The sequence below is a fragment of the Loktanella sp. PT4BL genome (assembly GCF_003201935.1).
In the GTDB taxonomy this organism is placed as follows: domain Bacteria; phylum Pseudomonadota; class Alphaproteobacteria; order Rhodobacterales; family Rhodobacteraceae; genus Yoonia.
The window spans coordinates 146,567-171,385 of record NZ_QJJL01000005.1; the positions used below are offsets into that span (position 1 = coordinate 146,567).

Sequence of the window (24,819 nt, forward strand, 5' to 3'; positions counted from 1 at the left end):
GGAAAAGGCGCAAGCATCACGCTTGCGCCTTTTTTCATGCAAGACGGGTAGTGACAGCCGATGACCGCTCAAGCGTGCGGTGCACTGGGCATTTATCTGCAATCTCAAGCAGTCTGTCGCGCTGGTCTTTGCTGAGATCGCCTTCGAGCCGGATGAGGCGTTCAAAGTGATCGACTTTGCCATCCGCCGGATCAGCTGCGTCAGCGGCGTGTTCCTTGGCATGGCTGATATCGACACTGACACCCGTCAAAGGCCAGCCTTTGCGCCGCGCATACATGCGGATCGTCATCGACGTGCAGGCGCCCAGTCCGGCGGAAACAAGGCCATAGGGCGAAAGCCCTTTGTTGCTGCCACCGTGTTTTGCAGGCTCATCTGCCAGCAGATGGTGCGGACCGGACTGGATATCCTGCAAGAAGCCGTTTGCGTCCGCCTCGGACACCCGCAAAATGCCTTCAGGTGTGGTGGCTTTCGGCTCAGGCTGTGCCAATTCCAGATAGCGTTTCGACCACACGGCAATCATATCTGCTGCGTAATCGGCGTCTTTTGCCCCTGTCATCAGGTGGTCGGCATTGTCTAGCGTGACAAAGCTCTTGGGGTGTTTGGCTGCCATGAAGATATCCGAGGCGTTTGCGATCCCGACGGTGGCATCGCGGGGGGCGTGCAGCACCAGAAGGGCCGCACCCAGATTGCCAATCGCGGCCTTCAGATTTGCCGTGCTGATATCTTCGACAAAGCCTTTGCCGATGCGGAAGGGGCGGCCGCCAAGGTCAACCTCGGCCACGCCCTGATCCTCGATTTCGGGGATCGCATGGGCGAAATGATGGGTGACATGGCCGGGATCAAAGGGGGCACCAATTGTGACGACGGCCTTGATACCTGTCAGCATAGGGGCGGCTTTCAGGGCGGCCGCACCACCCAGCGAATGGCCGATCAGCAAGGAGGGCGGCATGCCCCGTGCGGCCAACTCCTTGTCGGCGGCAACCAGATCATCCACGTTCGAGGTGAAACTGGTGTTTTCAAACTCGCCCTCGGAATGCCCGAGGCCTGTAAAATCAAACCGCAAGACGGCGATCCCCATGGAGGACAGACGCGCTGCGATCCGGCGCGCCGCGGTGATGTCCTTGGAGCAGGTAAAGCAATGCGCAAAAAGGGCTGTGGCGAGATGCGGCCCGTTTGGCAGATCAAGGCGTGCGGCAAGCGTGTCGCCGCCATGTCCGGTGAAGGTGAGCTTTTCGGTTGGCATATTGCGGGGCCTCCTCTGTCTGTATCCGTGATGGCAAGGTGGCGCGCGGATGGCAATCGGCAGACCTGTTTATCGCAGCAAGGTGAGAGATGTTACCGCGTCAGATGCGCTGCCGTGGTGGGGGCCATACGGCTCAGGGGATCGTGTTCATCTGCGTGCTGCCCAGCGAAAGCCAGTCCCACAAGAGCTGTGGGTTGCTGATCAGGCCTATCACCACCAGGATCACAGCGAGTGCAAGGTTGCCTCTGGTGACGAAGCCGAGAAGCCGCGTCAGCCGCTGCGGGCGCTTGGCAGACTGCGTCACCGGCCGTTTTTGGCTGCGCCTGACTTTGGGGATGGCTGTTGGCACAGTCTTGGCAGCACGTGGCTTGGTTTGCGCGAAAACGCTGGCGCGTTGCTCTGCTTTCCGGCGTGCCGACCCGCGATAGGCGGTCGAGGGGCCTTTGTAGCGCACGTCGATAGGGTGGTATTTGGACATGTGAATTGATGCTTTGGAATGAATCGCAATCTGCCCTCAGCCTATACCGCAATCGTTTGGCGGCGCGCGAAAAATCCCGGGTTTCGATCACAATCCGCCGTCGAGTGCCCCTTCAGCCACCAAAGCATCGTATTTGTCGCGTTCAAACCACCAGAAATCGACGTTGCGGAAGAAATCATAAGGGGCAGGCGTTTCGGGCATGCCGAAGATATCCCAGACCGCCACACGGTGCGCCCCGAGGTTCCAGCCGCCAATCCAGATATGTTTGGAGCGCAGGACGCGGTCAAGCGCGCGCACAGCGGTGGTGAGCTCTTCGCGGGTGCTGGCCACGACGACCTTTTCGATCAGCGCGTCCACCACAGGATCGGCAAGGCCTGTCAGGTTGTTGCTGCCTTCCGCACCGGCGGCGGCAGACCCGTAAAAGGCGCGCAATTCTGCCCCCGGTGTCGTGGCGACGGACCATGCGGTCGAGGACAGATCGAAATCGAATGCCTGCCTGCGCTGGGTCCACGCGCTTGGGTCGATCACTTCGAATTCTGCATCAATGCCAAGGGCTTTGAGATTTTCGGTATAGGGGATCATGATCCGCTCAAGACTGCGGCTGCTGTCGGGGAATTCAAGGTGCAGGATCTCGCCGGCTGCGTTGCGGCGCATCCCGTCATCGCCCACAGTCCAGCCCGCGGCCTCAAGAAGCTCGCCCGCCCTGCGCAGATCACCACGGTCGCGGGGGCGGTCGCTGCCGGGGTTGGGGACATGGGCAGGTTCCGTAAAGATTTCCGGCAGGAGCTGGTCGCGGAATTCCTCTAACAGTGCCAGTTCCGCGCCTTCGGGAAAACCTGTCGCCTGCATATCGGTGTTTTCAAAGAAACTGTCGTTGCGGGTATAGGTGCCATAGAAAATCGTGTCATTCGTCCATTCGAAATTGAACGCATATTCAAGGGCCTGGCGCACGCGGATATCTTGCAGCACGGGATTACGCATGTTGAACCAGATACCTTGGGCATTGGCGGGGCGGCCATCGGGGATCAAGAGTTGCTGGACCCAGCCGCGCTGTGCTGCAGGAAAATCATAGCCTGTCGCCCAAGAGGCCGAGCGGTATTCGACACGCATATGGTATTCACCGGCGGCAAAGGCCTCGAGCCCCACGGTATCATCGACGAAGTATTCGTAAGTAAAGCAGTCGAAGTTGTTGCGGCCTGTGTTTACGGGCAGGTCCGCACCCCAGTAATCGGGGTCTTTGCAGAAAGTGATGGTGCGTGGGGCATCCACGGTCGTGACCTCGTAAGGGCCGGACCCAAGGGGGATATCCATCCAGCTTTCGGCGAAATCCACGGTGTCATAAAAATGTGCAGGCAGCACGGGCAGTTCCGCGACACTGCCCAAAAGACCGCTTCCCGCACCGGGGGCCAGATCAAAGCGGACGCGGGTCGCGCTTTCCGCGGTCACGGCGGTCACATCGGACAAGAGGTTGCGATAGTAGGGGTGCCCTTCGGTTTGCAGCGCGTTGATCGTGAACACGACATCGGCGGCGGTGACGGGGGTGTCGTCATGGAAACGGGCCTCGGGGCGCATGTTGAAGACGACATATGAAAAATCATCGGGGTATTCGATGGTTTCCGCAATCAACCCGTAGAGCGCATCGGGTTCGTCATTGGCGCGCACCATCAGGCTGTCATAGATATGAACACTGACCTCGGGGGCGCTGTCGCCTTTGATGATGAAGGCGTTCAGGCTGTCAAAAGTCGGGGTGCCGAAGAGCTGGCGCTGGCTCATGGTGCCGCCTTGGGGGGCGTCGGGGTTGGCATAGTCGAAATGCGTGAAATCCGGGCCGTATTTCAGATCACCGAAGGTCGAAAAGCCGTGGCTGATTGTGACATCGGCGAATGCGGGTGTCGTCAGGGCGATCAGGGTAAGCGTGACGGGGAAATTCTTCATCATATGCCTCCGGTGGGAACCGGTCACAGAGTGACCTGATGCGGTGTTGTGTCAAGGCATTGAAGGGGGGTGGATTGTCACAGTCCTGTGGGCAAGCCAGCCCCGCGCCACGAAAAAAGGCCGCGGCATGCACCGCGGCCCCTTTCATTCATGTCACACTTGTTAGTGCGTGAACTTCTTGATCTCGCCTGATTTCAGGCGGGCACTGTAAGAGTTCAGCTCTTTGCGCACCACTTTCATCAGGAAGTAGAGGCAGAAGATGTTCACCACTGCCATGGCAAAGATCGCGGCATCCGAGAAGTCAATCACAGGGCCAAGGCTTGCGGCTGCCCCGATCACGATGAAGATGCAGAAGATGATCTTGAAGACCAGCTCTGTGGTTTTGCCTTCGCCGAAGAGGTAGGTCCAGGCTTTCAACCCGTAGTATGACCACGAGATCATGGTCGAGAAGGCAAACAGGATCACGGCCAATGAAAGAACATAGGGGAACCAGCTGATGGCAGAACCGAAGGCGGCGGATGTTAGTGCAACACCGCTGTTGCCATCAATCGTTGCAATCGCTGTGCCTGCTTCGTTCAGCATGTAGTTACCTGTTGCCTGATCAATGATCAGCTGCTGGGAGATGATGATGACCAAGGCGGTCATTGTACAAATCACAACCGTGTCGATCAGTGGCTCGAGCAAGGACACAAACCCTTCGGTGATGGGTTCATTTGTTTTCACCGCAGAGTGCGCAATCGCCGCGGAACCCACGCCCGCTTCGTTCGAGAACGCCGCACGGCGGAAACCCTGGATCAGCGCGCCGACGAAACCGCCTGCAACGCCCAGACCTGTGAAGGCACCGGCAAAGATCTGACCAAAGGCCCAGCCGATCATCTCGTAGTTGACGATCAACACAACAATGGCCGCACCGACATACAGGATGCCCATGAAGGGAACGACTTTTTCAGTCACCCGCGCGATGGATTTGATCCCACCCACGATGACCGCAAAGACGATCGCGGCAAAGACAATCCCTGTGATCCAACCCGGGAAATCACCAGTGATCTGCGTGATCTGCGCATGGGCCTGGTTGGCCTGGAACATATTACCGCCACCCAGAGCGCCGAGGATACAGAAGATCGAGAACATCACAGCAAGGACTTTCCCCCCGGGCAGTCCCAGCTCGTCAAAACCCTTGGAGATGTAATACATCGGGCCACCTGACACGGTGCCATCGGGGTATTCGTTGCGGTATTTCACACCCAGCGTACATTCGGTGAACTTGGACGCCATGCCCAGCAGACCCGCGAGGATCATCCAGAAAGTCGCGCCCGGACCACCGATGCCGACGGCCACAGCAACACCGGCGATGTTCCCAAGTCCGACAGTCCCGGACAGTGCGGTTGCCAGCGCCTGAAAGTGGCTGACCTCGCCTGCATCCTTGGGGTCTGAATAATCGCCCTTTACCAGCGCGATCGCGTGGCCGAAGAACCGGAACTGTACGGCGGCAAAGTAAATTGTGAAAACAGTGGCACCGACCACCAACCACATGACGATCCAGGGAAAATTCGTACCGGGGATCGACATGAAGATGAAGTTAACGAACCAACCCGTGGCGTTTGCAAACGCCTCGTTTACGCGGGCATCGAGAGACAGGGCCGCTTCTTGTGCCCGCGCGGGAACAGCCAGAGCCAGCGAAGCAATCAACGTAAAGAAAATAGCTTGAAATTTTTTCATCTGGACTGCTCCTTATGCGACGACGGTGACAGGAACGCGTGCGTTCATCACGAGATTTGCGGTTGAACTGCCAAAGATGCGTGATGTCAGGCCACCATCGCTCGAACGGGCGACAACAATCTGGGAAGCGTCTTCGGAATGCGCGATGCTGTCGATTGTGTCGGCCACATCGCCGTGGCGCACAATGGCGCGGGCATTCAGCCCCGCAGCTTTGAGATCGGCCACAGCCGGATCGACAACCCGCTCGCGGGCGATCGCGATTTCCTCTTCGCGCCGCTTGTGACGTTCCGCATTCTCAGCCGCAGTTTGAAATGAAAACGGCGACCATTCGATCACATAGACGACGATCAATTCACAATCATCGGCTTTCTTCGCCAGGTTTTTGGCAAAGGCGAGGGCTTTCTCTCCCGAGCTTCGCCCGTCTAATCCAATAACGAGTTTCATAATTCTGTCCCTGTTCATTTGTCTTATGATCAGGCTTCGTGGTGCAATTCACCCCGAGGGGCAAATATTTTCTGTCGGCCTGAGGGAAAGCGTAACGAAGGAGGGCACATAGGTCTATGGTTGTGCGCCCTCTTTTGCCCAAAAATGCGGCAGTCTGACGCGAGTTGCCTAATAAGTGTGGTGTTTTGGGTGATGGGCACCATGTGCCCATAAACTCAAAGCAAGACGGCTATGCGTGATATCCGGCAGATACAAACGGCGCGGTTTGTGAAAAGAAACAAAAAAGCCCCGCCAGATTTCTCTGACGGGGCTTTCTTAAACTTGGGAAATTAGCAGCTGTAGTACATCTTGTATTCAACTGGGTGCGGTGTGTGCTCGTAGGCGTAGACCTCTTCCCACTTCAGCTCCATGTAGCCTTCCAGCTGGTCTTTGGTGAAGACGTCGCCGGCCAGCAGGAATTCGTGATCCGCTTCCAGTGCTTCCAGCGCTTCGCGCAGTGAGCCACAGACCGTTGGGATCGCTGCCAGTTCTTCCGGTGGCAGATCGTAAAGGTCTTTGTCGGAAGAGGGGCCTGGGTCGATCTTGTTCTTGATGCCGTCAAGGCCAGCCATCAACAGTGCTGCAAAGCACAGGTAAGGGTTGGCTGCGGGATCGGGGAAACGGGCCTCGACGCGCTTTGCCTTGGGGCTTTCAGCCCATGGGATACGGACACAACCCGAACGGTTACGTGCAGAGTAAGCGCGCAGAACGGGGGCTTCGAAGCCTGGGATCAGACGCTTGTAGCTGTTTGTGGACGGGTTTGTGATCGCGTTCAGCGCTTTGGCGTGCTTGAGGATACCGCCGATGAAGTAGAGCGCTTCCTGTGACAGGTCAGCATATTTGTCACCAGCAAAGAGCGGCTTGCCGTCTTTCCAGATCGACATGTTGACGTGCATGCCGGTGCCGTTGTCGCCTGCGATGGGCTTGGGCATGAATGTCGCTGATTTGCCGTAGGCCTGTGCCACGTTGTGGATGACGTACTTGTACTTCTGCAGCTCGTCCGCCTGATGTGTCAGCGTGCCGAAGATCAGGCCAAGTTCGTGCTGGCAAGACGCCACTTCGTGGTGGTGCTTGTCGACCTTCATGCCCATGCGCTTCATGGTGGACAGCATCTCGGAGCGCATTTCCTGCGCGTCGTCGATGGGGTTCACAGGGAAGTAACCGCCCTTGACGCCGGGACGGTGGCCTGTGTTGCCCATCTCGTACTCGGTGTCTGTGTTCCATGCGCCGTCGATTGCGTCGACCTGATAGGACACTTTGTTCATGGACACCTGAAAGCGCACATCGTCAAAGACGAAGAATTCTGCTTCTGGACCAAAGTATGCGGTGTCACCGATGCCCGAAGCCTTGAGGTATTCTTCGGCCTTGACGGCTGTACCGCGTGGGTCGCGGTCGTAAGGTTCCATCGTGTCGGGTTCGACGATGTTGCAGTTAATGCAGACTGTCTTTTCTGCATAGAAAGGATCGACGTAGGCGCTTTCGGCCTGTGGCATCAGTTTCATGTCGGACTGATCGATAGATTTCCAACCGGCGATAGATGACCCGTCGAACATGAAGCCTTCTTCGAGGAAGTCTTCGTCAACGAGATCGGCCACAACAGTCACGTGTTGCAGTTTGCCGCGTGGATCAGTGAAGCGGATGTCGACGTAGTCGGCTTCCTCGTCTTTGATCAGTTTTAGAACAGCCTTGTTGTCCATCTATGATGTCCTTTTTTGTAGCGTCGTTACTGGTTAGAGTGCATCGTCGCCGGCTTCGCCGGTGCGGATGCGGATGGCTTGTTCGACTGACGATACAAAGATCTTGCCGTCGCCAATCTTGTCGGTTTTCGCGGCGCCAATAATGGCTTCAATGGCCGCATCGACCTGGTCGTCAGCCAGGACGACCTCGATTTTCACTTTGGGCAAAAAGTCGACTACGTATTCAGCACCGCGGTAAAGTTCGGTGTGCCCTTTCTGGCGGCCGAACCCTTTGACTTCGACGACAGACAGGCCCTGGACGCCCACCTCTTGCAAGGCTTCCTTCACTTCGTCGAGCTTGAATGGCTTAATGATCGCTTCGATTTTTTTCATCGCTCGCGACTCCCCCTTGTGTGTTTCGTCAGTGGTCAGACCATTTCTCTTGCATAGGGACAATTCGTCGTGGAACCTCAAGGCAGGCTGGTCGGGGGAAACTGTGTGCAATGCTTAAAATTTGTGCAACTAGATTGATTGATGGGCGATTTGTAAACTTTTGGTGCTGAAACCATGACCGAACTACTCACCGCTGCCCAAATGCGCGCCATCGAAGCGGCCGCGATCACCTCGGGCGAGGTGACCGGACTGGAATTGATGGAGCGCGCGGGGCGGGGCGTCGTCGCAGCTATTTTTGAGGAATGGCCGGAGTTGGCACCATCTTGGGGGCCAGCCCCCAAACCCCCGGAGTATTTCCTGCAAAATGATGAGCAGGGACTGCATCGTGCGGTGGTTCTGTGTGGGCCGGGTAATAACGGCGGTGATGGGTTTGTTGTCGCGCGGCTGCTCAGAGAGGCGGGGTGGCATGTTGAGGTCTTTCTTTATGGGGATGCGGAGAAGTTGCCGCCGGATGCGCGGGTGAATTATGAGCGTTGGGGGGGAATGGGGGAGGTTTCCCGAATTGACGCATTCAATACTTGGAAAAGCGACTATGATCTTGCGGTCGACGCCTTGTTTGGCACCGGACTAACCAGAGCTATTGATCAGGGTATCGCAAAAACCGTTAACGATGCATGCGCAATCGAACGAGTTGTATCCGTTGATATGCCGTCAGGGTGCTGTTCAGACAGCGGCAGAATGCTGCTACATGGTTCGGATGACGCTTACCTTCCGCTGATTAGACCTTCTCTAACTGTCACGTTTCAGTTTGCTAAAGCTGGCCACTATTTGTGCGACGGGCCTGATGTCTGTGGAAAAACCGTAGTTTCTGATATTGGTTTGGATCGGCACTCAGCTCTGATTGAATTGGGTGTTCGACCTAGTAGGAACAGCAAGAAAAGAAGCATTGACTTGACTGTTGTGCCGCGCTTGATCCCATGCTGGTGGTATGAGCCTGATCGTGGCTGGAGTTTGTTGGGCAAATTCAGCGAAGATCTACCCCACAAGTATAACTATGGTCATGCCCTCATCCTCTCGGGCAGCGTCGGCAAAGGCGGTGCTGCGCGCCTTGCTGCCCGTGGCGCGTTGCGCGTTGGGGCAGGGGCAGTCACGATTGGCTGTCCGCCTGCGGCCTTGATCGAGAATGCGGCGCAACTCAACGCGATCATGCTACGCAAGCTGGGGGACGCCGACGCGCTTGACGATGCATTGAGTGATGCGCGCATTAACGCTCTTTGCCTTGGCCCCGGCATGGGCGTGAGCGATGAAAGCCGTAGCCTCATCGAGGCAGGCTTGAAGAGCGGCCGGGCGATGGTGCTGGATGCGGATGCCCTGACGCTCATCGGGCGCGATGCGCCTCTCTTCGCGATGTTACATGACAGGTGTGTTTTGACGCCCCATGCGGGCGAGTTTGCGCGGTTGTTTCCGGACATTGCGGAAAAGCTGGCGGCACCTGCGATCAAGGGCCCGGCCTATTCCAAGGTGGATGCTACGCGCGACGCGGCCAAGCGGGCCGGGTGTGTCGTTCTGTTCAAAGGGCCCGATACGGTGATTGCCGCACCGGATGGGCGCTGCAGCATCAATGCATCCGTCTATGAACGCAGCGCGCCTTGGCTGGCGACCGCCGGATCGGGCGATGTTTTGGCAGGCTTTATCACCGGCCTTTTGGCGCGGGGGTTCGCTCCGATGCAAGCCGCCGAATCCGGTGCCTGGCTGCACACCGAATGCGCGCTCTCCTTCGGTCCGGGCCTGATTGCCGAGGACCTTCCCGAAGAACTGCCCAAAGTCTTTCGTGCATTGGGCATTTAACGCGATTTTTCCTCTCGCATCCCCCCGTTTCCTTTGCTAGACAGCGCGCAAACCGGGGCTGGCGCAATCCAGCCCCTTTTGATCATGCGGGTGTGGCGGAATTGGTAGACGCACCAGATTTAGGTTCTGGCGCCGCAAGGCGTGGGGGTTCGAGTCCCTTCACCCGCACCAAGTTTGAAAAAAGAAGGACAGCACATGAAGGTCACCGAGACCCTGAACGAAGGCCTCAAGCGCGAGTATGCGATCACCGTCACGGCGGCCGAACTGGACGCCAAGGTTGAAGAGAAGCTGAAAGAGGCACAGCCTTCGGTCGAAATGAAAGGTTTCCGCAAAGGCAAAGTGCCGATGGCATTGCTGCGCAAGCAATTCGGCCAGCGCCTGATGGGCGAGAGCATGCAAGAGGCGATCGACGGCGCGCTGTCATCGCATCTGGAAGAAACCGGTGATCGTCCTGCGGCCCAACCCGAGATGAAAATGACCAACGAAGACTGGAAAGAAGGCGACGACGTCGAGATTTCAGTCTCTTACGAGAAGCTGCCAGAGATCGAGGACGTTGATTTCAGCAAGGTCAAGCTTGAACGCCTGATCGTGAAGGCGGATGAGGCCTCTGTCAAAGAAGCGCTCGAGAACCTTGCCGAGAGCCCACAGGCCGTGACCTATGAGGCGAAAAAGACGCAAGCCAAGGACGGCGATCAGGTTGTTCTGGATTTCGTCGGCAAGATCGACGGCGAGCCCTTTGATGGTGGTGCAGCCGAAGATTACCCGCTTGTCCTGGGGTCAAACTCGTTCATTCCCGGCTTTGAAGACGGCCTGTTGAAAGTGAAAGCGGGCGACGAGAAAGACGTCGAGGTTACCTTCCCTGAGGATTATCAGGCAGAAAACCTTGCTGGCAAGAAAGCTGTCTTCTCATGCACAATCAAAGAAGTCCGCGGCCCAAAGAAGCCAAAGCTGGATGACGACCTGGCCAAAAAGTTCGGTGCCGAGGATCTTGAAGCGCTGAAGGGTCAGATCACAGAGCGTCTGGAAGCGGAATACTCTGGCGCGTCCCGTGCAATTGCAAAGCGTGGCTTGCTGGATGCGCTCGACAAGAAGGTCAAATTCGACCTGCCAGCGTTGCTGGTCGAGGCGGAAGCCAACCAGATTGCGCATCAGTTGTGGCATGAAGAAAACCCCGAGGTCGAAGGCCATGATCATCCCGAGATCAAGCCAACCGGCGAGCACATCAAGCTGGCCGAGCGCCGCGTAAAGCTGGGTCTGTTGCTGGCTGACATCGGCCAGAAGGCTGAAGTGAAGGTGACCGATCAGGAGATGACACAGGCGATCATGAACCAGGCGCGTCAGTACCCGGGTCAAGAGCGTCATTTCTTCGAGTTTGTTCAGCAGAACGCGCAGTTCCGCCAGCAGTTGCAGGCGCCGATGTTCGAAGACAAGGTTGTTGACCACATCCTTGCGCAGGCGGCCGTGACCGACAAAGAGGTCAGCAAAGAAGACCTTCAGAAGGCTGTCGAGAAGCTCGAAGAAGAATAGGTTTTCAGCAATATCGAATAAGAGAGGGCGCCCGTTGCGGCGCCCTTTTTCGTGAGATGATTGCGGCCCGATCCTTACTTGCCCCAGACTGCCTTTAAATGCAGGTACTTTTTCAGTTTTCCGACTTTATGCTTGCGGCATCAAGTGAAGGAGCCAGATAATGGGAAAACTAACCGTATTGTCCGTTTGTGCGATTGTCGGAATGGCGGGGAGTGCCGCGGCGTGCCCGAATTTCAATGTCGCGCCACAAGCCTCTTATCAGGCGACCGGCCAGCAACTTTATACGCCGCGGTCTTTCGATGTTGTTGCCGGAGGGGATAATTATATCTGGGATTGTCCAAATGTGCGTCCCGGGACCGACACGGGGGCAGGATATTTTCCGACCGCGCCGGACTTTTCCTTTCAGTTGAGCAATATGAACCCCTATCGGCTTGAACTGCGGGTGGTCAGTGAATGTGATGCGGCACTTTTGATCAACACAGCCTCTGCCAATTGGTATTACGACGATGACGACAATGGTAATCTTGACCCCAAGATCACCCTGACGCGCCCTGTCGATGGACGGATCGACATCTGGATCGGGACCTATGATGGCGCGTATTGCAACGCGCGGCTGGAACTGGAGACATTCGACCGTTAGGATGCCCGCTTGCGGTGCATCCTGTGCCTTCGGTCAGATGCGCAATTCCGTCTACATCAAGGACGTCAGATTGATCCCGATTGTCATTGCGCCAATCGGCTGACCGGTGTCGTGATCTGTCATGGTCATCGACACCTGTCCCTGAACCTGCTGCGTTGAATCGTCGAGTTCAACGTCCCCGAAATGCACGGCCGTTGGCCCAACCTGATAGGTTTCCTGAAACTTAGCCTCGTCACCTTGCCAGTAGTCGGAAGTCACAGATGATGCTGCAACGTTCAGGCCGCGCGCGTCCATGATGAAGATTTCGGTAATGGCGCCGCCTGACTTGCTTACCTGTGCGCGCAGAAAGTCGGCTGCCGCGTTCTGAAGGACTTTATTTATAAGGTCGCCATCGCCGCTTGCCGCGTAACCGCGCCAAAGCTGATCAAGCATATCAATCTCTGCTTGATCGTAGCTGGATGTCGTCGTGTTTTGCGCCTCAATCGCAGCAATCAAGACGGGGTCTGAGGCCCAAGGCATGATTTGGGAGGTCATGAACGCCTCCATCGCCTGCTGTGTTCCGTCTGCGTAAAGTGGTTGTGTCGCGGTGATCATGACCACGAGGCCAAGTGATAGCGTTTTCATTCCTGCTCCTTTCTCGTTGTGTCACGTGTTATCGCCACAGCGCACTAAGATTTCGTGAATGAGAGAATCGCGAAACGAAAAAGGCCGCCCCGAATGGAGCGGCCTTTGAATTTGTCAGATGAAAATAAGTCACTTCTCTTCGTTTGCGTCATCCGCATTTGCGTCGACACCGGCAGTTTCTGCCAGTTCATCGTCGTCAGATGCTGCAGCACCGATATCGTCAAACAGTTCCTGAATTTCGAATTCAGCTGCTGCTTCTTCTTCTGCTGCAAGCTCTGCAATGGATTTGCCGGCTTCCTGAAGTTCAGCTTCTTCCACGGAACGTGCGACGTTCAGTGTGATCGTGGCTGTGACTTCGGGGTGCAGGTTGATCGAAACATCGTGCAGGCCAAGTTCTTTGATCGCGCCAAGCAGAACAACCTGCTTTTTGTCGACCGAGTAACCGGCTGCAGTGGCGGCTTCTGCGGCGTCACGTGTTGTGACAGAACCGTAAAGCGAACCTGCGTCGGATGCAGAGCGGATCACGATGAATTTCTCACCGTCCAGCTTTGCAGCCAGCGCTTCGGCTTCTTTTTTGGTTTCAAGGTTGCGTGCTTCCATCTGGGCTTTTTCGGCCTCGAAACGGGCAAGGTTTGCTGCGTTTACGCGCAGGGCTTTGCCCTGTGGCAGCAGGAAGTTGCGTGCGTAGCCTTCTTTGACAGAGACGACTTCGCCCATCTGACCCAGCTTTGCAACGCGCTCAAGGAGGATGATATCCATGGGATGATTTCCTTATTTTACGGCGTATGGCAGCAGGGCAAGGAAACGGGCACGCTTGATCGCACGGGCGAGAGCGCGCTGGTTTTTTGCACCAACAGCAGTGATACGGGCGGGAACGATTTTGCCGCGCTCAGAGATGTAGCGCTGCAAAAGGCGAGTGTCTTTGTAGTCGATCTTCGGGGCGTTTTCGCCTTCAAACGGATCGGACTTACGACGACGGAAAAATGGTTTGGTTGCCATGATTGATGTCCTTTCTCAGATCAACGATTAGCGACGCTCGCGGCGTTCGCCACGGTCACCGCGCTCTTCGCGCTTTTGCATTTGCACGGAAGGGCCTTCTTCGTGTGCGTCGACCTTGATGGTGAGCACGCGCATGACGTCTTCGTGCAGACGCATCAGGCGTTCCATTTCCTGAATAGCAGGAGCAGGCGCATCTGTGCGCAGCAGGGCATAGTGGCCCTTGCGGTTCTTGTTGATCTTGTAGGCCATCGTTTTGACGCCCCAGTATTCGTTATCCAGCAGCTTGCCGCCGTTGTCGGCAAGGACGGTTCCGAAATGTTCGATGAGGCCTTCAGCTTGCGTGTTGGACAAGTCCTGACGCGCAATCATGACATGCTCGTATAGCGGCATGTGAACTCCAGTTCATTTATCAGCGCATTTCAAAGGATGGGCGGTTCCCCTTGCATGCGTCCCATCCACGAGAGCCTGCGCAGTTCATACGTTTTGCAGCAAGGATGGCGTCTTATACAGGTGAATTCCCGTGGCGCAAGCCATGAATGCCCCAGAAAAGCAGCCTTTTCGCAACAATCGGGGATTTCTTAACCTCGCCTTGTGCTTGCCGCTTTATTGCCCGGATTGCAGGGCATCATGTCATCAATAAGTTTGGAGTGGGCAGAATGACAGATATGAACATCACCGCTGGCGGCTTTGTTAATCACGTTGCGCGTGCGGCCCCGTTTGCGACCGAAGATCAGTTTTGGGGCTATAAGGTCCGCTCATCCGACGCCGCGCCTGTTTCAGTGATGCTGGGGCAGGCGATCAGTTTCTTTTTTGGCGTTTGTCTGGTGACGGCAACTTTGGGCGTTCTGGTTCTGCCGACCCTCTTCTTTGATGGTAATTTTGGCTTTATGCGCATCGGTGCTGCCGTGTTGATGGGGGCGATCGGGTTCTATCTTTTGTGGTTTGCCAGCCGTGGCACGATTGCGGATGTCCATATCGACACCAAAGCGCGCGAAATCCGCGAGGTTGTGAACAACCGTTTCGGCAGTCCGACAACCGTGGGGCTTTATACATTCGACGAAATCAGTGGCATCTATCTGGAGCTGGATGAAAGCACCGGTCAGTCACAGCTTTTGCTGGGCTACAACGATTCCGCCCATGCGATCAGCATTGCAAGAGGCACAGAGGCGCAATTGCTCCCGTTGCGGGACCGGTTGGCGAGTGACTTGTTGTAAGAACGCACTGTCGCCAATGACATGGGCCGTCCGAAAGGGGCGGCCTTTTTTGTTTCGGCGAGTGCGTGCGTCGTGATCCTGCGTATCCGTGAACAGACTCTGTTCGTTTTTGAAGCTAGGAACCAAAACCAGATTGGCTATCTCAAGCCCACGAAACATTTTTCAGCTTGGAGAAGCCTCATGAAAACCCTTTTGACCTCCGCGGCACTTGCTGCTGCGACCCTGACAACACCCGCATTTGCAACAACACAAAACTACGTGCTGGATGCGAGCCACAGCCAGATTGTCTTCAGCTACGACCACCTTGGATATTCGACAACCTACGGCATGTTCTCCGGATTTGAAGGCGAGATCGCATTCAACCAGGAAGATCCCGCGGCATCCTCTGTCAACGTTTCTTTCCCTGTGCGCACCATGCTGACAGGTTGGGAAGAGCGTTTTCAGCACTTTATGAGCGGTGATTTCTTCGACGCTGCCGAAGACGAAATGGTGACATTCACATCCACAGGGATTGAGGTGACAGGCGAAGACACAGCGTTGATCACGGGTGATCTGACACTGAACGGCATCACGAAAGCTGTTGTCCTGGATGCCAAGCTGAACCAGGTTGGCATGCACCCGATGGCCGAAATGCCGTGGGCAGGTTTTGACGCGACAACAACACTGCTGCGGTCCGATTTCGAAGTGGGCGCTTTTGCACCATTTGTCAGCGATGAAGTGGAAGTCATGATTTCCATCGAGGCGATGCAAGCAGCTGAATAAGCTCACCGTCTGACGGAACAATCAGGCCGCGCTCCATATCGGAGCGCGGCTTTTTTCGTTTAGCGGGTTGCGGTGAGGGTGATATCAACCTGCACAGGGAAGGCGAGGTTGCTTTCGTCGCTCATGCTCTGGCCGATTTGAAACGTCCGCCGGTCAATGGTGATGGACCCATTCATCGTGGCCGTGTCGTCTTCAAGTGTCAGCGAGAACGGCAAGGCAAGCGGTGCTGTGATGTCTTTGATCGTCAGCGTGCCATCAGCCACATAGGCGTCACCATCTGCCAGAATGTCGGCCGTAAAGACCGCTGTGGGGAATGTCGCGGCATTGAAGAAATCTGCGTCCAGCGCCTGGCCCGTGACAGAACCCAGCGACAGGGACCCAATGGAAATGGTTGTTTCAACCGATCCCATGACGCCGCTTGCGGTCTCATCAAAGCTGATCGCAGAGGTCCAATCCGCGAAGCTGCCGCTGACAGCGCTGCCGAACTGCGTGATTGTGAGGTTGATGGACCCTTCGGTCACGGTCCAGTCCGAGGATACTTCGGCAAGTTCAATCCGTTCGGCAGTTGAAGGTGCAGCGTAGAGGCCTGCTGCCGCGCCTGCACCTGTTAGTGCAACATAGAGTGCGACCGCTGCAACAGGTGCTGTCCATGTGCCAACATGGCGACCAAGGCCAGCAGCTTCGCTTTTGCCGAACCACATGCGGCGCAGGGTGGCATCTTTGTCGATGAACACGTGTTTGAGCGCGCCTGCGATATGCAGCAGAATTGAACCAACCATGATCTTGCTCCACAGCCAGTGCAGACCACCAAAGAGTTTTGCAACGGCTTCGTCGTTGGGCACAAAGGGCAGGTCCTGGCTGATGGGCAGCAGGATCGGTGCAAAGCCTTCGGTCGCGGCGTGGTGGATCCAACCGGTCAGCGGCACAGCCACCAGCGAGATATAAAGGAGCCAGTGTACCGTCTCGGCAAGCCAGGTTTCGGATTTGCGTTCAGGGTGCAGCGGGGCCGGTTTGGTCTGGGTAAATGCCCAGACAATGCGCGCCAGGGCCACGGCAAAGACGATCACCCCCAGTGTTTTGTGATATGAAAACAGCTGTGCTTTCAGGGCCAGCTGCTCGTTTGTTTCGTAGGGCAGGTTATAGGCAACCACCCCAAGCGGCACGATGGTGATGATCAATAGTGCCGTGAGCCAATGAAAGGTTTTCGTAACTGTACCGTAGGTTTGCGTGCCTGACATAACAATCTCCAAAAAAGTTTCAGGATAGGTAACATGTCTGGTCATCATGCAAAGGGCACGTTCTGTGCGCCTGTGCTCTTGGTGCTGTGCAGTTTCGTGTTTGCTTGTGCAGACGGGCGCGGCGCGGTAAGCGTCATGGCAATAAAAGGCAATGATTGGGGGACGCTTCATGCGCGCATTTGTATTTCCGGGGCAGGGTGCACAGACAATCGGGATGGGTAAGGCCCTTGCTGATGCTTATCCGGCGGCCAAGGCCGTCTTTGATGAGGTGGATGAGGCGCTCGGGGAGGATCTTTCTGGTCTGATCTGGGGGGGTGAACTGGACGCGCTGACACTGACAGCGAATGCACAGCCTGCGTTGATGGCGACCTCGATAGCCGTGATGCGTGCGCTTGAGGCAGAGGGTGTGACTGTTGAGGCCGCATCATTTGTGGCAGGTCATTCACTCGGGGAATATTCTGCGCTTGCGGCGGCAGGTGCGTTCACTGTCGCAGATGCGGCCCGTTTGCTGCGCGCACGCGGCATCGCGATGCAAGAGGCGGTGCCTGTGGGCATCGGCGCGATGGCCGCGATTTTGGGGCTGGATTTTGCGGCTGTGAAAGCGGTCGCCGAAGAGGCCGCGCAGGGCGACGTGTGTCAGGCCGCTAATGACAATGATCCCGCTCAGGTGGTTGTGTCGGGTCATAAGGCAGCTGTTGAACGGGCCGTCGAGATTGCCAAGGCCAAAGGCGCCAAGCGCGCTTTGCTTTTGCCAGTCAGCGCGCCTTTCCATTGTAGCCTGATGCAACCCGCCGCCGATGCGATGGCGCTTGCGCTGGATGCGGTCGAGATCGCGCAGCCCAAGGTGCCTGTGGTGTCCAATGTGCTGGCCGAAGCGGTCAATGACCCGGCAATGATCCGCCGTTTGCTGGTAGAGCAGGTGACAGGCTCGGTGCGCTGGCGTGAAAGCGTGATGTATATGGCCGCCCAAGGCGTAACCGAGGTCTGCGAGATCGGGGCGGGCAAAGCCCTGTCAGGCATGGTCAAGCGGATTGATCGGGGGATCAACGCGGTGGCGGTGAGCACACCTGAAGATGTGGTTGCAGCGGTTGCTGCTATCAAAGCATAAGTTGAAGAAGGACGTATAAATGTTTGATCTGAATGGAAAGAATGCGCTTGTAACGGGTGCATCCGGTGGCATCGGTGGCGCGATTGCCAAGGCGCTTTACGATGCGGGCGCGACCGTTGCCTTGTCGGGCACCCGTATGGCCCCGCTGGAAGAGCTGGCCGCGTCCTTGGAGGAGCGCGCGCATGTGTTGCCGTGTAACCTGAGCGATGCCGAAGCGGTGACAGCGCTGCCCAAACAGGCCGCTGACCTGATGGGATCGGTCGATATTCTGGTCAACAATGCGGGTATCACACGCGACAACATCTTCATGCGCATGTCCGATGAGGAATGGTCGTCGGTGCTGGAGGTTAACCTGACCTCGACGATGCGTCTGTGCAAGGGCGTGATCCGTGGGATGATGAAAGCGCGTTGGGGACGGATCGTGAATATCTCGTCCGTTGTGGGGGCAACAGGCAATCCGGGGCAGGCCAACTATGCGGCCTCGAAAGCGGGTATGGTGGGGATGTCAAAATCCATCGCTTACGAAGTGGCAAGCCGTGGCATAACGGTGAACTGCGTCGCCCCCGGTTTCATCACGACGGCGATGACGGACAAGCTGACCGATGATCAGAAGTCCGGTATCCTCGCGCAGGTTCCTGCAGGGCGGATGGGCGAGGCCGAGGAAATCGCGGCAGCGGTGCTTTATCTTGCCAGTCCCGAGGCTGCTTATACGACAGGGACCACCTTGCATGTGAATGGCGGGATGGCCATGATCTAGAAGATCATCACTTTCGGTGATTGAAAGCGTTTGCCAAGCGGGTATTCTCTGCTATAGGCCACGCAGATTTGCTGAACGGTGCATGTGACGCCACGTCAATTGTTGTGCAGGGCAGATAAGGCTGCGACCCGTCAAGGGCGCATAAATTTAGGCACAAGCCTAGGGAACAACGGGTGAGAGCCCACAGAAACGTAAGGATTTAATATGAGCGACGTTGCAGACCGCGTACGCAAGATTGTTGTAGAGCATCTTGGTGTTGAAGAAGACAAAGTGACGGAAGCTGCGTCCTTTATTGATGATCTGGGTGCAGACAGCCTCGACACTGTTGAGCTGGTTATGGCTTTCGAAGAAGAGTTCGGGATCGAGATTCCTGACGATGCTGCAGAAACCATCCAGACATTCGGTGATGCGGTTAAGTTCATCGACGGCGCAAGCTAAGCGTTAGATCCGGTTTTGTGAAACGGCGTCCCTCGGGGCGCCGTTTTGCTTTTGTGGGGTAGTCTGTCATTCGCGGATCGGCGGGATGCGCGGCAGTGGAATCAGTCTCTGGCGCATTTTTCATCAAAGAGCGAACAGGACGCTTTCTGCAATTGGTGCAATCCTTGCCGATCAAGATTGCTGCACTTGCCCCTTGGCCCTTGGCTGGGCTATCAGTGTCGGCAAATACGCCAAGAGGTGAGGGCAAAATATGCGTCGTGTTGTTGTGACAGGTCTGGGGTTGGTCACACCCCTTGCAGATGGTGTGGAAAAGTCATGGGAGCGCATTCTGGCTGGCCAGTCCGGTGCCGGTACGATTACCGGCTTTGACCCAAGCCGGCTGAGCACGCAATATGCCTGCGAAGTGCCTTTGGGCGACGGAACCGACGGGACATTCAACGCCGACAAATATCTTGATCCCAAAGAGCAGCGCAAAGTTGATACCTTTATCATCTTTGGTATGGCGGCGGCGCAGCAGGCGATTGAGGACTCCGGTTGGGCCCCTGAGGATCGTGAGGATCTGGAACGCACGGGCGTGATGATCGGCTCGGGCATTGGTGGTCTGAATTCGATTGCCAATACCGCCGTGATGATGGCCGAGAAAGGCCCGCGCCGCGTATCGCCGTTCTTTGTGCCGGGTGCGCTGATCAACCTGATTTCCGGTCAGGTGTCCATCAAATACGGGTTCCGTGGCCCGAACCATGCGGTGGTGACGGCCTGTTCGACAGGTGCCCATGCGATCGGTGATGCGTCGCGTCTGATCCAGCATGGTGATGCGGATGTCATGATTGCCGGTGGTGCCGAGGCGGCGATTTGCGAACTGGGGATTGCCGGATTTAATGCCTGCAAGGCGTTGAGCACAAAGCATAATGATGATCCGACCAAAGCCAGTCGCCCTTGGGACGCTGACCGCGACGGATTTGTAATGGGCGAAGGTGCCGGCATTGTGGTGCTGGAAGAATACGAACACGCCAAAGCGCGCGGTGCCAAGATTTACGCCGAGGTGTTGGGCTATGGACTGAGCGGTGACGCCTACCACATCACCGCGCCACCACCTGACCATGAAGGCGCGGAACGTGCGATGCGCGCGGCCTGCCGTAACGCGGGGATTGATCCGAGCCAGATCAACTACGTGAACGCGCATGGTACGTCGACGATGGCAGACACGATTGAACTGGGTGCTGTCGAGCGCCTGGTGGGGGACGCCGCTTCATCTTTGAAGATGTCCTCCACGAAATCGGCCACCGGCCACCTTTTGGGGGCTGCGGGTGCGATTGAGGCGATTTTCTCGATCCTGGCGATCCGCGATCAGGTCGCGCCGCCGACAATCAACCTTGATAATGTGGACTGCGAGACCGTGGTCGATCTCTGCGCCAACGAAAAGAAGCCCGCCAAGATTGATATCGCTCTGTCAAACTCCTTTGGCTTTGGTGGCACGAATGCCAGCGTTGTCTTCGGGAAAGTGGATTAATGTGGCGTCATATCGCGTCGAATGCACTGACTTTCCTGATTGTCGGGCTGTTCCTGCTCGCGGGCGTTATTGCGTGGGGAAGCCGAGAGTACCGCACGGCGGGCCCGCTGGACGCCGCCATTTGTCTTGAGGTGCCGCGCGGGGGCAGCATGAAGGCGCTGAGTTATGATCTGGTGGATCAGGGCGCGATTTCTTCGGCGTTCATCTTTGAGGTCGGTGCGGATTACACCGAAAAATCCGATGATCTGAAATTCGGCCGCTTCCGTGTGCCTGCGGCGGCGTCGATGGAAGAGATTGTTGATATAGTCACCCGTGGTGGCCGCAACACGTGCGGTGCCGAGGTGATCTATCGCGTCGGGATCAACCAGACGCTTGTCGATGTGCGCGAACTTGATCCTGCGACCAATGAATTCATCGAGGTGGCGGATTTTGTGGTGGGCGAGACCGAACCGCCCGCGAGCTATGAGGCCACTAAGGCTGATGGCAGTGCCACGTTCCGGCTTGTTATTGCCGAGGGTGCAACCAGCTGGCAGATCGCGAACGCGCTTGGACAGATTGACAGTCTGGTCGCGGATGTGACCGAGGCACCAGCCGAAGGCAGCCTTGCCCCGCGTGATTACGAATTCACGCCAGGCGATACGGTATCGTCGATCCTGAACCGGATGCAGGAAACACAGGCAGCGATTCTGGCCGAAGCATGGGAGAACCGCGTTGACGGGTTGCCGTTGGAGACCCCGGAAGAGGCGCTGATCCTTGCCAGTATCATCGAAAAAGAGACCAGCGTACCTGATGAGCGCCGTCAGGTGTCGAGCGTCTTTGTGAACCGTTTGAACCTTGGCATGCGCCTGCAAACAGACCCCACGGTGATTTACGGCATCACGCGCGGAGAAGGTGTCTTGGGCCGTGGTTTGCGCCAGAGTGAACTGCGCGGCGAAACGCCGTGGAACACCTATGTGATCACTGGTCTGCCGCCAACCCCCATTGCAAACCCCGGACAGGCGGCGATTGAAGCGGCGCTCGATCCTGATACGACCGAGTATATTTTCTTTGTGGCCGATGGTACCGGTGGCCACGCGTTTGCGACCAATCTGGATGACCATAACCGCAATGTGGCCCGCTGGCGCGAGATCGAGGCGCAGCGCGCGAACGACGGGTAACATTCTATATTTGTTAACAAATTCTTAATGGCGCGTCCTCTGGGGGCGCCATTTTTGTTGACTTATCGTAGTGTCAGGCGTAGTTTACACAGGCTAGAAGACGGGGATCAATGAACGTGATCCCGGTCGCTCGACCGTAACGGAAGTTTCCTTCCCAAGGTCAGTTCAAAATGAATACACCAGATAAAACAGGGCTGGATGGCCTCGAGTCGGCATCCGACAGGGTCGTCGAGATAGATGCCGTGTCGCGGTACGTCCGCGAGAGGCTGCGCGAAATGGCTGATGACCTGAAAAAGGTCACCTACGGCAATCTGAACGACATCAACAAACAGCTTGATCTTTTACATGCGTCGCACCTGCGGGTGGTGATCGCTGAGGATAAATTCCATGACAAAATCGGAACCGACCCCGATGCAGACGCCATCGACTATGACGCGATCAGGGATGACATCGGGCGCCAACTTGATCGCCTCCGCGACGCCCTCATCGCAGAGGGCGTTCTTGGGGATGCTGACGGATGAGCAGCTGCGCGCATTGCCATATCTGTTTGATTTCTGGGCCATGCCGCATCAGATCGCACCAGAAGGTGATTGGCGCACTTGGGTGATTTTGGGCGGTCGCGGCGCGGGGAAAACCCGCGCCGGTGCCGAATGGGTGCGCAGAATGGTCGAAGGGCCGACGCCCCATGCCCGTGGCACTGCGCGCCGTGTGGCTTTGGTGGGCGAAACGATGGATCAGTCCCGCGAGGTGATGGTCTTTGGCGATAGCGGGATTCTTTCGGTCTGCCCTGATGACCGCCGCCCGTTGTGGATTGCGGGGCGGCGGCTGTTGGTCTGGCCCAACGGGGCCGAGGCCCAGGTCTTTTCCGCGCACGACCCCGATAGCCTGCGCGGGCCGCAGTTTGATGCGGTCTGGGCGGATGAACTGGCGAAATGGCGCAAGGGGGACGCGGCATGGGATATGTTGCAGTTTGCGCTGCGGCTGGGGGACAGCCCGCGGGCCTGTGTGACCACAACACCGCGCAAATCGCAGCTACTGCGCGATCTGCTGGAGATGGACACGACCGTTGTCACCCACGCCCCTACACAGGCCAACCGCGCAAATCTGGCGGCAAGTTTCCTGCGCGAGATCGAGGGGCGCTATGGCGGCACCTCGCTGGGGCGGCAGGAGATGGAAGGCCTGATGCTGACCGAGGTCGAGGGGGCGTTGTGGTCATCGGATGATCTGGCGCGTTGTCAGGTGGCCGAGGTGCAAAGGCCTGACCGCATTGTCGTGGCAATTGATCCGCCTGGCACATCGCATGCGGGATCGGACGCCTGCGGGATTGTGGTCGCGGGGGCCTATATGAAAGGGCCGCCGCATCAATGGACCGCCGTCGTTTTGGAGGATGCCAGCATCAAGGCCGCACGTCCGACAGTCTGGGCCGAGGCTGCGATTGCCGCGATGCGCAGGCACGGGGCCGACCGTCTGGTGGCCGAGGTCAATCAGGGCGGTGATATGGTTGAGGCCGTCTTGCGCGGTGTGGATGGCATGGTGCCCTACCGTTCCGTTCATGCGTCAAAAGGCAAGGTTGCCCGCGCCGAACCTGTGGCGGCACTCTATGAGCAGGGCCGTGTGGCGCATGTGCTGGGCCTCTCTGCGCTGGAAGACCAGATGGGGCAGATGACCGGCGCGGGATATGAGGGGAAAGGATCGCCCGACCGTGTCGATGCGCTTGTCTGGGCGCTTTATGATCTGATGATCGAACCCGCCGCAAAGTGGCGCAACCCCAGTATTCGTACGCTTTGAAGGCGTTGCGCGCCGGTGCGTGCGCTGCTGTGTCAATTTCCTAATCCGGCTCAGGCAAATTGTTTTTCGTGAACTGCAGATGGTCACCACCGACCGGCACCAGGAGTTTTGAATGTTTGATTTTTTAAACCGTACCAAGCCAGACGCGGCCCCTGTCGAGGTGAAAGCCTCGGCGACGGGGCGTGTGATGGCGATGTCCGGTGCCGGTCGCGTTGCTTGGTCGCCGCGTGATGTGGTGTCACTGACGCGGGCGGGTTTCACCGGCAATCCCATTGGCTTTCGGGCAGTGAAGATGATTGCGGAGGCGGCGGCGGCCCTGCCAGTTGTCGTACAGGACGCTACGCGCCGCTATGATACCCATCCAGTCCAGTCGCTGTTGGCGCGCCCCAATGCAGGGCAGGGGCGGGCGGAGTTGCTGGAGGCGCTCTTCGGGCAGGTGTTGCTGACCGGCAATGGCTATCTGGAGGCTGTGGCCGATGAGGGGCTGCCTGTCGAGATGCATGTGCTTCGGTCGGATCGTATGTCTGTGGTGCCGGGACCGGACGGTTGGCCTGTGGGCTATGAATATATGGTCAACGTACGCAAACACCGCTTTGCGGTGGTCGAAGGGCTGAGCCCGATCTGTCATATCAAGAGTTTCCATCCGCAGGATGATCATTACGGGTTTTCACCGCTACAGGCGGCGGCCTCGGCGATTGATGTGCATAATGCAGCGTCGCGGTGGTCAAAGGCCTTGCTGGACAATGCCGCACGCCCCTCGGGTGCGCTGGTCTATCGCGGGGCGGACGGGCAGTCGTCGCTGACAGCGGATCAATATGACCGGTTGCTGGGTGAGATGGAGACCCAGCATCAGGGCGCGCGCAATGCGGGCAGGCCGATGTTGCTGGAAGGGGGCCTGGATTGGAAACCGATGGGGTTTTCACCCTCGGATATGGAATTCCAGAAAACCAAAGAGGCCGCCGCGCGCGAGATCGCGATTGCCTATGGCGTGCCGCCGATGCTCTTGGGGATTCCGGGTGATGCGACCTATGCCAATTACCAAGAGGCCAACCGCGCCTTCTACCGCCTGACAGTGCTGCCACTGGCCACCCGCGTGCTGAGCGCGATTGCGGTCTGGCTGTCTGATAATGGCGGCGAAGAGGTGGCGTTGCGCCCTGATCTGGACCAGATTTCGGCGCTTTCTGCCGTGATCAGCCCCACCTATGTGGTCCAATTTGATTGTTAGTGGCTAATTGGCCCTTGGTCCATTTGGACGATGGCTTCAGGAGCCGGCGGGCGGTAG

General features: G+C 57.2%; 25 protein-coding genes and 1 tRNA gene. 14 read left to right on the forward strand and 12 right to left on the reverse strand.

Annotation, left to right across the window (positions count from 1 at the left end; all coding sequences use genetic code 11):
• Positions 1 to 34: 34 nt before the first annotated feature.
• The 7 genes from C7964_RS15475 to C7964_RS15505 form a co-directional block, all read right to left on the reverse strand.
• On the reverse strand, positions 35 to 1,243 hold the full coding sequence (locus C7964_RS15475) for a bifunctional alpha/beta hydrolase/OsmC family protein (RefSeq protein ID WP_110280563.1): 1,209 nt from the start codon (positions 1,241 to 1,243) through the stop codon (positions 35 to 37).
• A 133-nt stretch (positions 1,244 to 1,376) separates the two neighbouring features.
• Positions 1,377 to 1,721, reverse strand: a complete 345-nt coding sequence (locus C7964_RS15480; RefSeq protein WP_110280564.1) for a hypothetical protein — start codon at positions 1,719 to 1,721, stop codon at positions 1,377 to 1,379.
• 87 nt (positions 1,722 to 1,808) lie between these two features.
• The gene (locus C7964_RS15485) at positions 1,809 to 3,656 is read right to left on the reverse strand and encodes an extracellular solute-binding protein (protein ID WP_220000183.1); all 1,848 of its coding nucleotides are present in this window, start codon (positions 3,654 to 3,656) and stop codon (positions 1,809 to 1,811) included.
• Between the two features lie 162 nt (positions 3,657 to 3,818).
• Positions 3,819 to 5,375, reverse strand: coding sequence for an alanine/glycine:cation symporter family protein (locus C7964_RS15490; RefSeq protein ID WP_110280566.1), 1,557 nt, complete (start codon positions 5,373 to 5,375; stop codon positions 3,819 to 3,821).
• A gap of 12 nt (positions 5,376 to 5,387) precedes the next feature.
• On the reverse strand, positions 5,388 to 5,819 hold the full coding sequence (locus tag C7964_RS15495; RefSeq protein ID WP_110280567.1) for a universal stress protein: 432 nt from the start codon (positions 5,817 to 5,819) through the stop codon (positions 5,388 to 5,390).
• Between the two features lie 329 nt (positions 5,820 to 6,148).
• Positions 6,149 to 7,555: a type I glutamate--ammonia ligase gene (gene glnA, locus C7964_RS15500; protein WP_110280568.1), complete on the reverse strand. Its 1,407-nt coding sequence runs from the start codon at positions 7,553 to 7,555 to the stop codon at positions 6,149 to 6,151.
• A 33-nt stretch (positions 7,556 to 7,588) separates the two neighbouring features.
• The gene (locus C7964_RS15505) at positions 7,589 to 7,927 is read right to left on the reverse strand and encodes a P-II family nitrogen regulator (RefSeq protein WP_055293055.1); all 339 of its coding nucleotides are present in this window, start codon (positions 7,925 to 7,927) and stop codon (positions 7,589 to 7,591) included.
• Positions 7,928 to 8,101: 174 nt separating this feature from the next.
• On the opposite strand from C7964_RS15505, the gene C7964_RS15510 reads away from it, so the two are divergent.
• From C7964_RS15510 to C7964_RS15525, 4 genes are all read left to right on the forward strand, one after another.
• Positions 8,102 to 9,775, forward strand: a complete 1,674-nt coding sequence (locus C7964_RS15510; protein WP_110280569.1) for an NAD(P)H-hydrate dehydratase — start codon at positions 8,102 to 8,104, stop codon at positions 9,773 to 9,775.
• Between the two features lie 86 nt (positions 9,776 to 9,861).
• A tRNA-Leu gene (locus C7964_RS15515) sits at positions 9,862 to 9,946 on the forward strand.
• Between the two features lie 24 nt (positions 9,947 to 9,970).
• The gene (tig, locus tag C7964_RS15520; protein WP_110280570.1) at positions 9,971 to 11,302 is read left to right on the forward strand and encodes a trigger factor; all 1,332 of its coding nucleotides are present in this window, start codon (positions 9,971 to 9,973) and stop codon (positions 11,300 to 11,302) included.
• 160 nt (positions 11,303 to 11,462) lie between these two features.
• Entirely contained in the window at positions 11,463 to 11,942 is a 480-nt protein-coding gene (locus tag C7964_RS15525) for a hypothetical protein (RefSeq protein ID WP_110280571.1), read from the forward strand.
• 51 nt (positions 11,943 to 11,993) lie between these two features.
• On the opposite strand, the gene C7964_RS15530 is transcribed toward C7964_RS15525, so the two are convergent.
• The 4 genes from C7964_RS15530 to rpsF form a co-directional block, all read right to left on the reverse strand.
• The gene (locus C7964_RS15530) at positions 11,994 to 12,566 is read right to left on the reverse strand and encodes a hypothetical protein (protein WP_110280572.1); all 573 of its coding nucleotides are present in this window, start codon (positions 12,564 to 12,566) and stop codon (positions 11,994 to 11,996) included.
• Between the two features lie 129 nt (positions 12,567 to 12,695).
• On the reverse strand, positions 12,696 to 13,325 hold the full coding sequence (gene rplI / locus C7964_RS15535) for a 50S ribosomal protein L9 (protein WP_110280573.1): 630 nt from the start codon (positions 13,323 to 13,325) through the stop codon (positions 12,696 to 12,698).
• Positions 13,326 to 13,337: 12 nt separating this feature from the next.
• The gene (rpsR, locus tag C7964_RS15540) at positions 13,338 to 13,565 is read right to left on the reverse strand and encodes a 30S ribosomal protein S18 (RefSeq protein ID WP_055293050.1); all 228 of its coding nucleotides are present in this window, start codon (positions 13,563 to 13,565) and stop codon (positions 13,338 to 13,340) included.
• Positions 13,566 to 13,592: 27 nt separating this feature from the next.
• The gene (gene rpsF, locus C7964_RS15545) at positions 13,593 to 13,955 is read right to left on the reverse strand and encodes a 30S ribosomal protein S6 (protein ID WP_110280574.1); all 363 of its coding nucleotides are present in this window, start codon (positions 13,953 to 13,955) and stop codon (positions 13,593 to 13,595) included.
• A 266-nt stretch (positions 13,956 to 14,221) separates the two neighbouring features.
• On the opposite strand from rpsF, the gene C7964_RS15550 reads away from it, so the two are divergent.
• Together C7964_RS15550 and C7964_RS15555 are read left to right on the forward strand one after the other, a co-directional pair.
• The gene (locus C7964_RS15550; RefSeq protein WP_146214876.1) at positions 14,222 to 14,779 is read left to right on the forward strand and encodes a hypothetical protein; all 558 of its coding nucleotides are present in this window, start codon (positions 14,222 to 14,224) and stop codon (positions 14,777 to 14,779) included.
• Between the two features lie 180 nt (positions 14,780 to 14,959).
• Positions 14,960 to 15,541 carry a YceI family protein gene (locus tag C7964_RS15555; RefSeq protein WP_110280598.1) on the forward strand — a complete coding sequence of 194 codons (582 nt, stop codon included), beginning with the start codon at positions 14,960 to 14,962 and terminating at the stop codon, positions 15,539 to 15,541.
• A gap of 59 nt (positions 15,542 to 15,600) precedes the next feature.
• Here the strand turns inward: C7964_RS15555 and C7964_RS15560 are convergent, their stop codons facing one another.
• Positions 15,601 to 16,779 carry a cytochrome b/b6 domain-containing protein gene (locus tag C7964_RS15560; protein WP_110280599.1) on the reverse strand — a complete coding sequence of 393 codons (1,179 nt, stop codon included), beginning with the start codon at positions 16,777 to 16,779 and terminating at the stop codon, positions 15,601 to 15,603.
• A gap of 169 nt (positions 16,780 to 16,948) precedes the next feature.
• On the opposite strand from C7964_RS15560, the gene fabD reads away from it, so the two are divergent.
• The 8 genes from fabD (at position 16,949) to C7964_RS15600 (ending at position 24,762) form a co-directional block, all read left to right on the forward strand.
• Positions 16,949 to 17,887, forward strand: coding sequence for an ACP S-malonyltransferase (gene fabD / locus C7964_RS15565; RefSeq protein WP_110280576.1), 939 nt, complete (start codon positions 16,949 to 16,951; stop codon positions 17,885 to 17,887).
• 19 nt (positions 17,888 to 17,906) lie between these two features.
• A complete protein-coding gene (gene fabG / locus C7964_RS15570) occupies positions 17,907 to 18,644 on the forward strand; it encodes a 3-oxoacyl-[acyl-carrier-protein] reductase (RefSeq protein WP_110280577.1) in 738 nt (245 codons plus the stop codon).
• 204 nt (positions 18,645 to 18,848) lie between these two features.
• Positions 18,849 to 19,082, forward strand: coding sequence for an acyl carrier protein (locus C7964_RS15575; RefSeq protein ID WP_055293044.1), 234 nt, complete (start codon positions 18,849 to 18,851; stop codon positions 19,080 to 19,082).
• Between the two features lie 250 nt (positions 19,083 to 19,332).
• Positions 19,333 to 20,592, forward strand: a complete 1,260-nt coding sequence (gene fabF / locus C7964_RS15580; RefSeq protein ID WP_110280578.1) for a beta-ketoacyl-ACP synthase II — start codon at positions 19,333 to 19,335, stop codon at positions 20,590 to 20,592.
• A complete protein-coding gene (mltG, locus tag C7964_RS15585) occupies positions 20,592 to 21,749 on the forward strand; it encodes an endolytic transglycosylase MltG (RefSeq protein WP_110280579.1) in 1,158 nt (385 codons plus the stop codon). Before fabF ends, mltG begins: the two co-directional genes overlap by 1 nt.
• 170 nt (positions 21,750 to 21,919) lie before the next feature.
• The gene (locus C7964_RS15590; RefSeq protein WP_110280580.1) at positions 21,920 to 22,270 is read left to right on the forward strand and encodes a hypothetical protein; all 351 of its coding nucleotides are present in this window, start codon (positions 21,920 to 21,922) and stop codon (positions 22,268 to 22,270) included.
• Positions 22,194 to 23,537 (forward strand): DNA-packaging protein, encoded by a 1,344-nt coding sequence (locus C7964_RS15595; RefSeq protein ID WP_110280581.1) that lies wholly within the window; start codon positions 22,194 to 22,196, stop codon positions 23,535 to 23,537. The genes C7964_RS15590 and C7964_RS15595 overlap by 77 nt, the downstream gene beginning before the upstream one ends.
• A gap of 112 nt (positions 23,538 to 23,649) precedes the next feature.
• Positions 23,650 to 24,762 (forward strand): phage portal protein, encoded by a 1,113-nt coding sequence (locus C7964_RS15600; RefSeq protein ID WP_286163991.1) that lies wholly within the window; start codon positions 23,650 to 23,652, stop codon positions 24,760 to 24,762.
• The last annotated feature ends 57 nt before the right edge of the window (positions 24,763 to 24,819 follow it).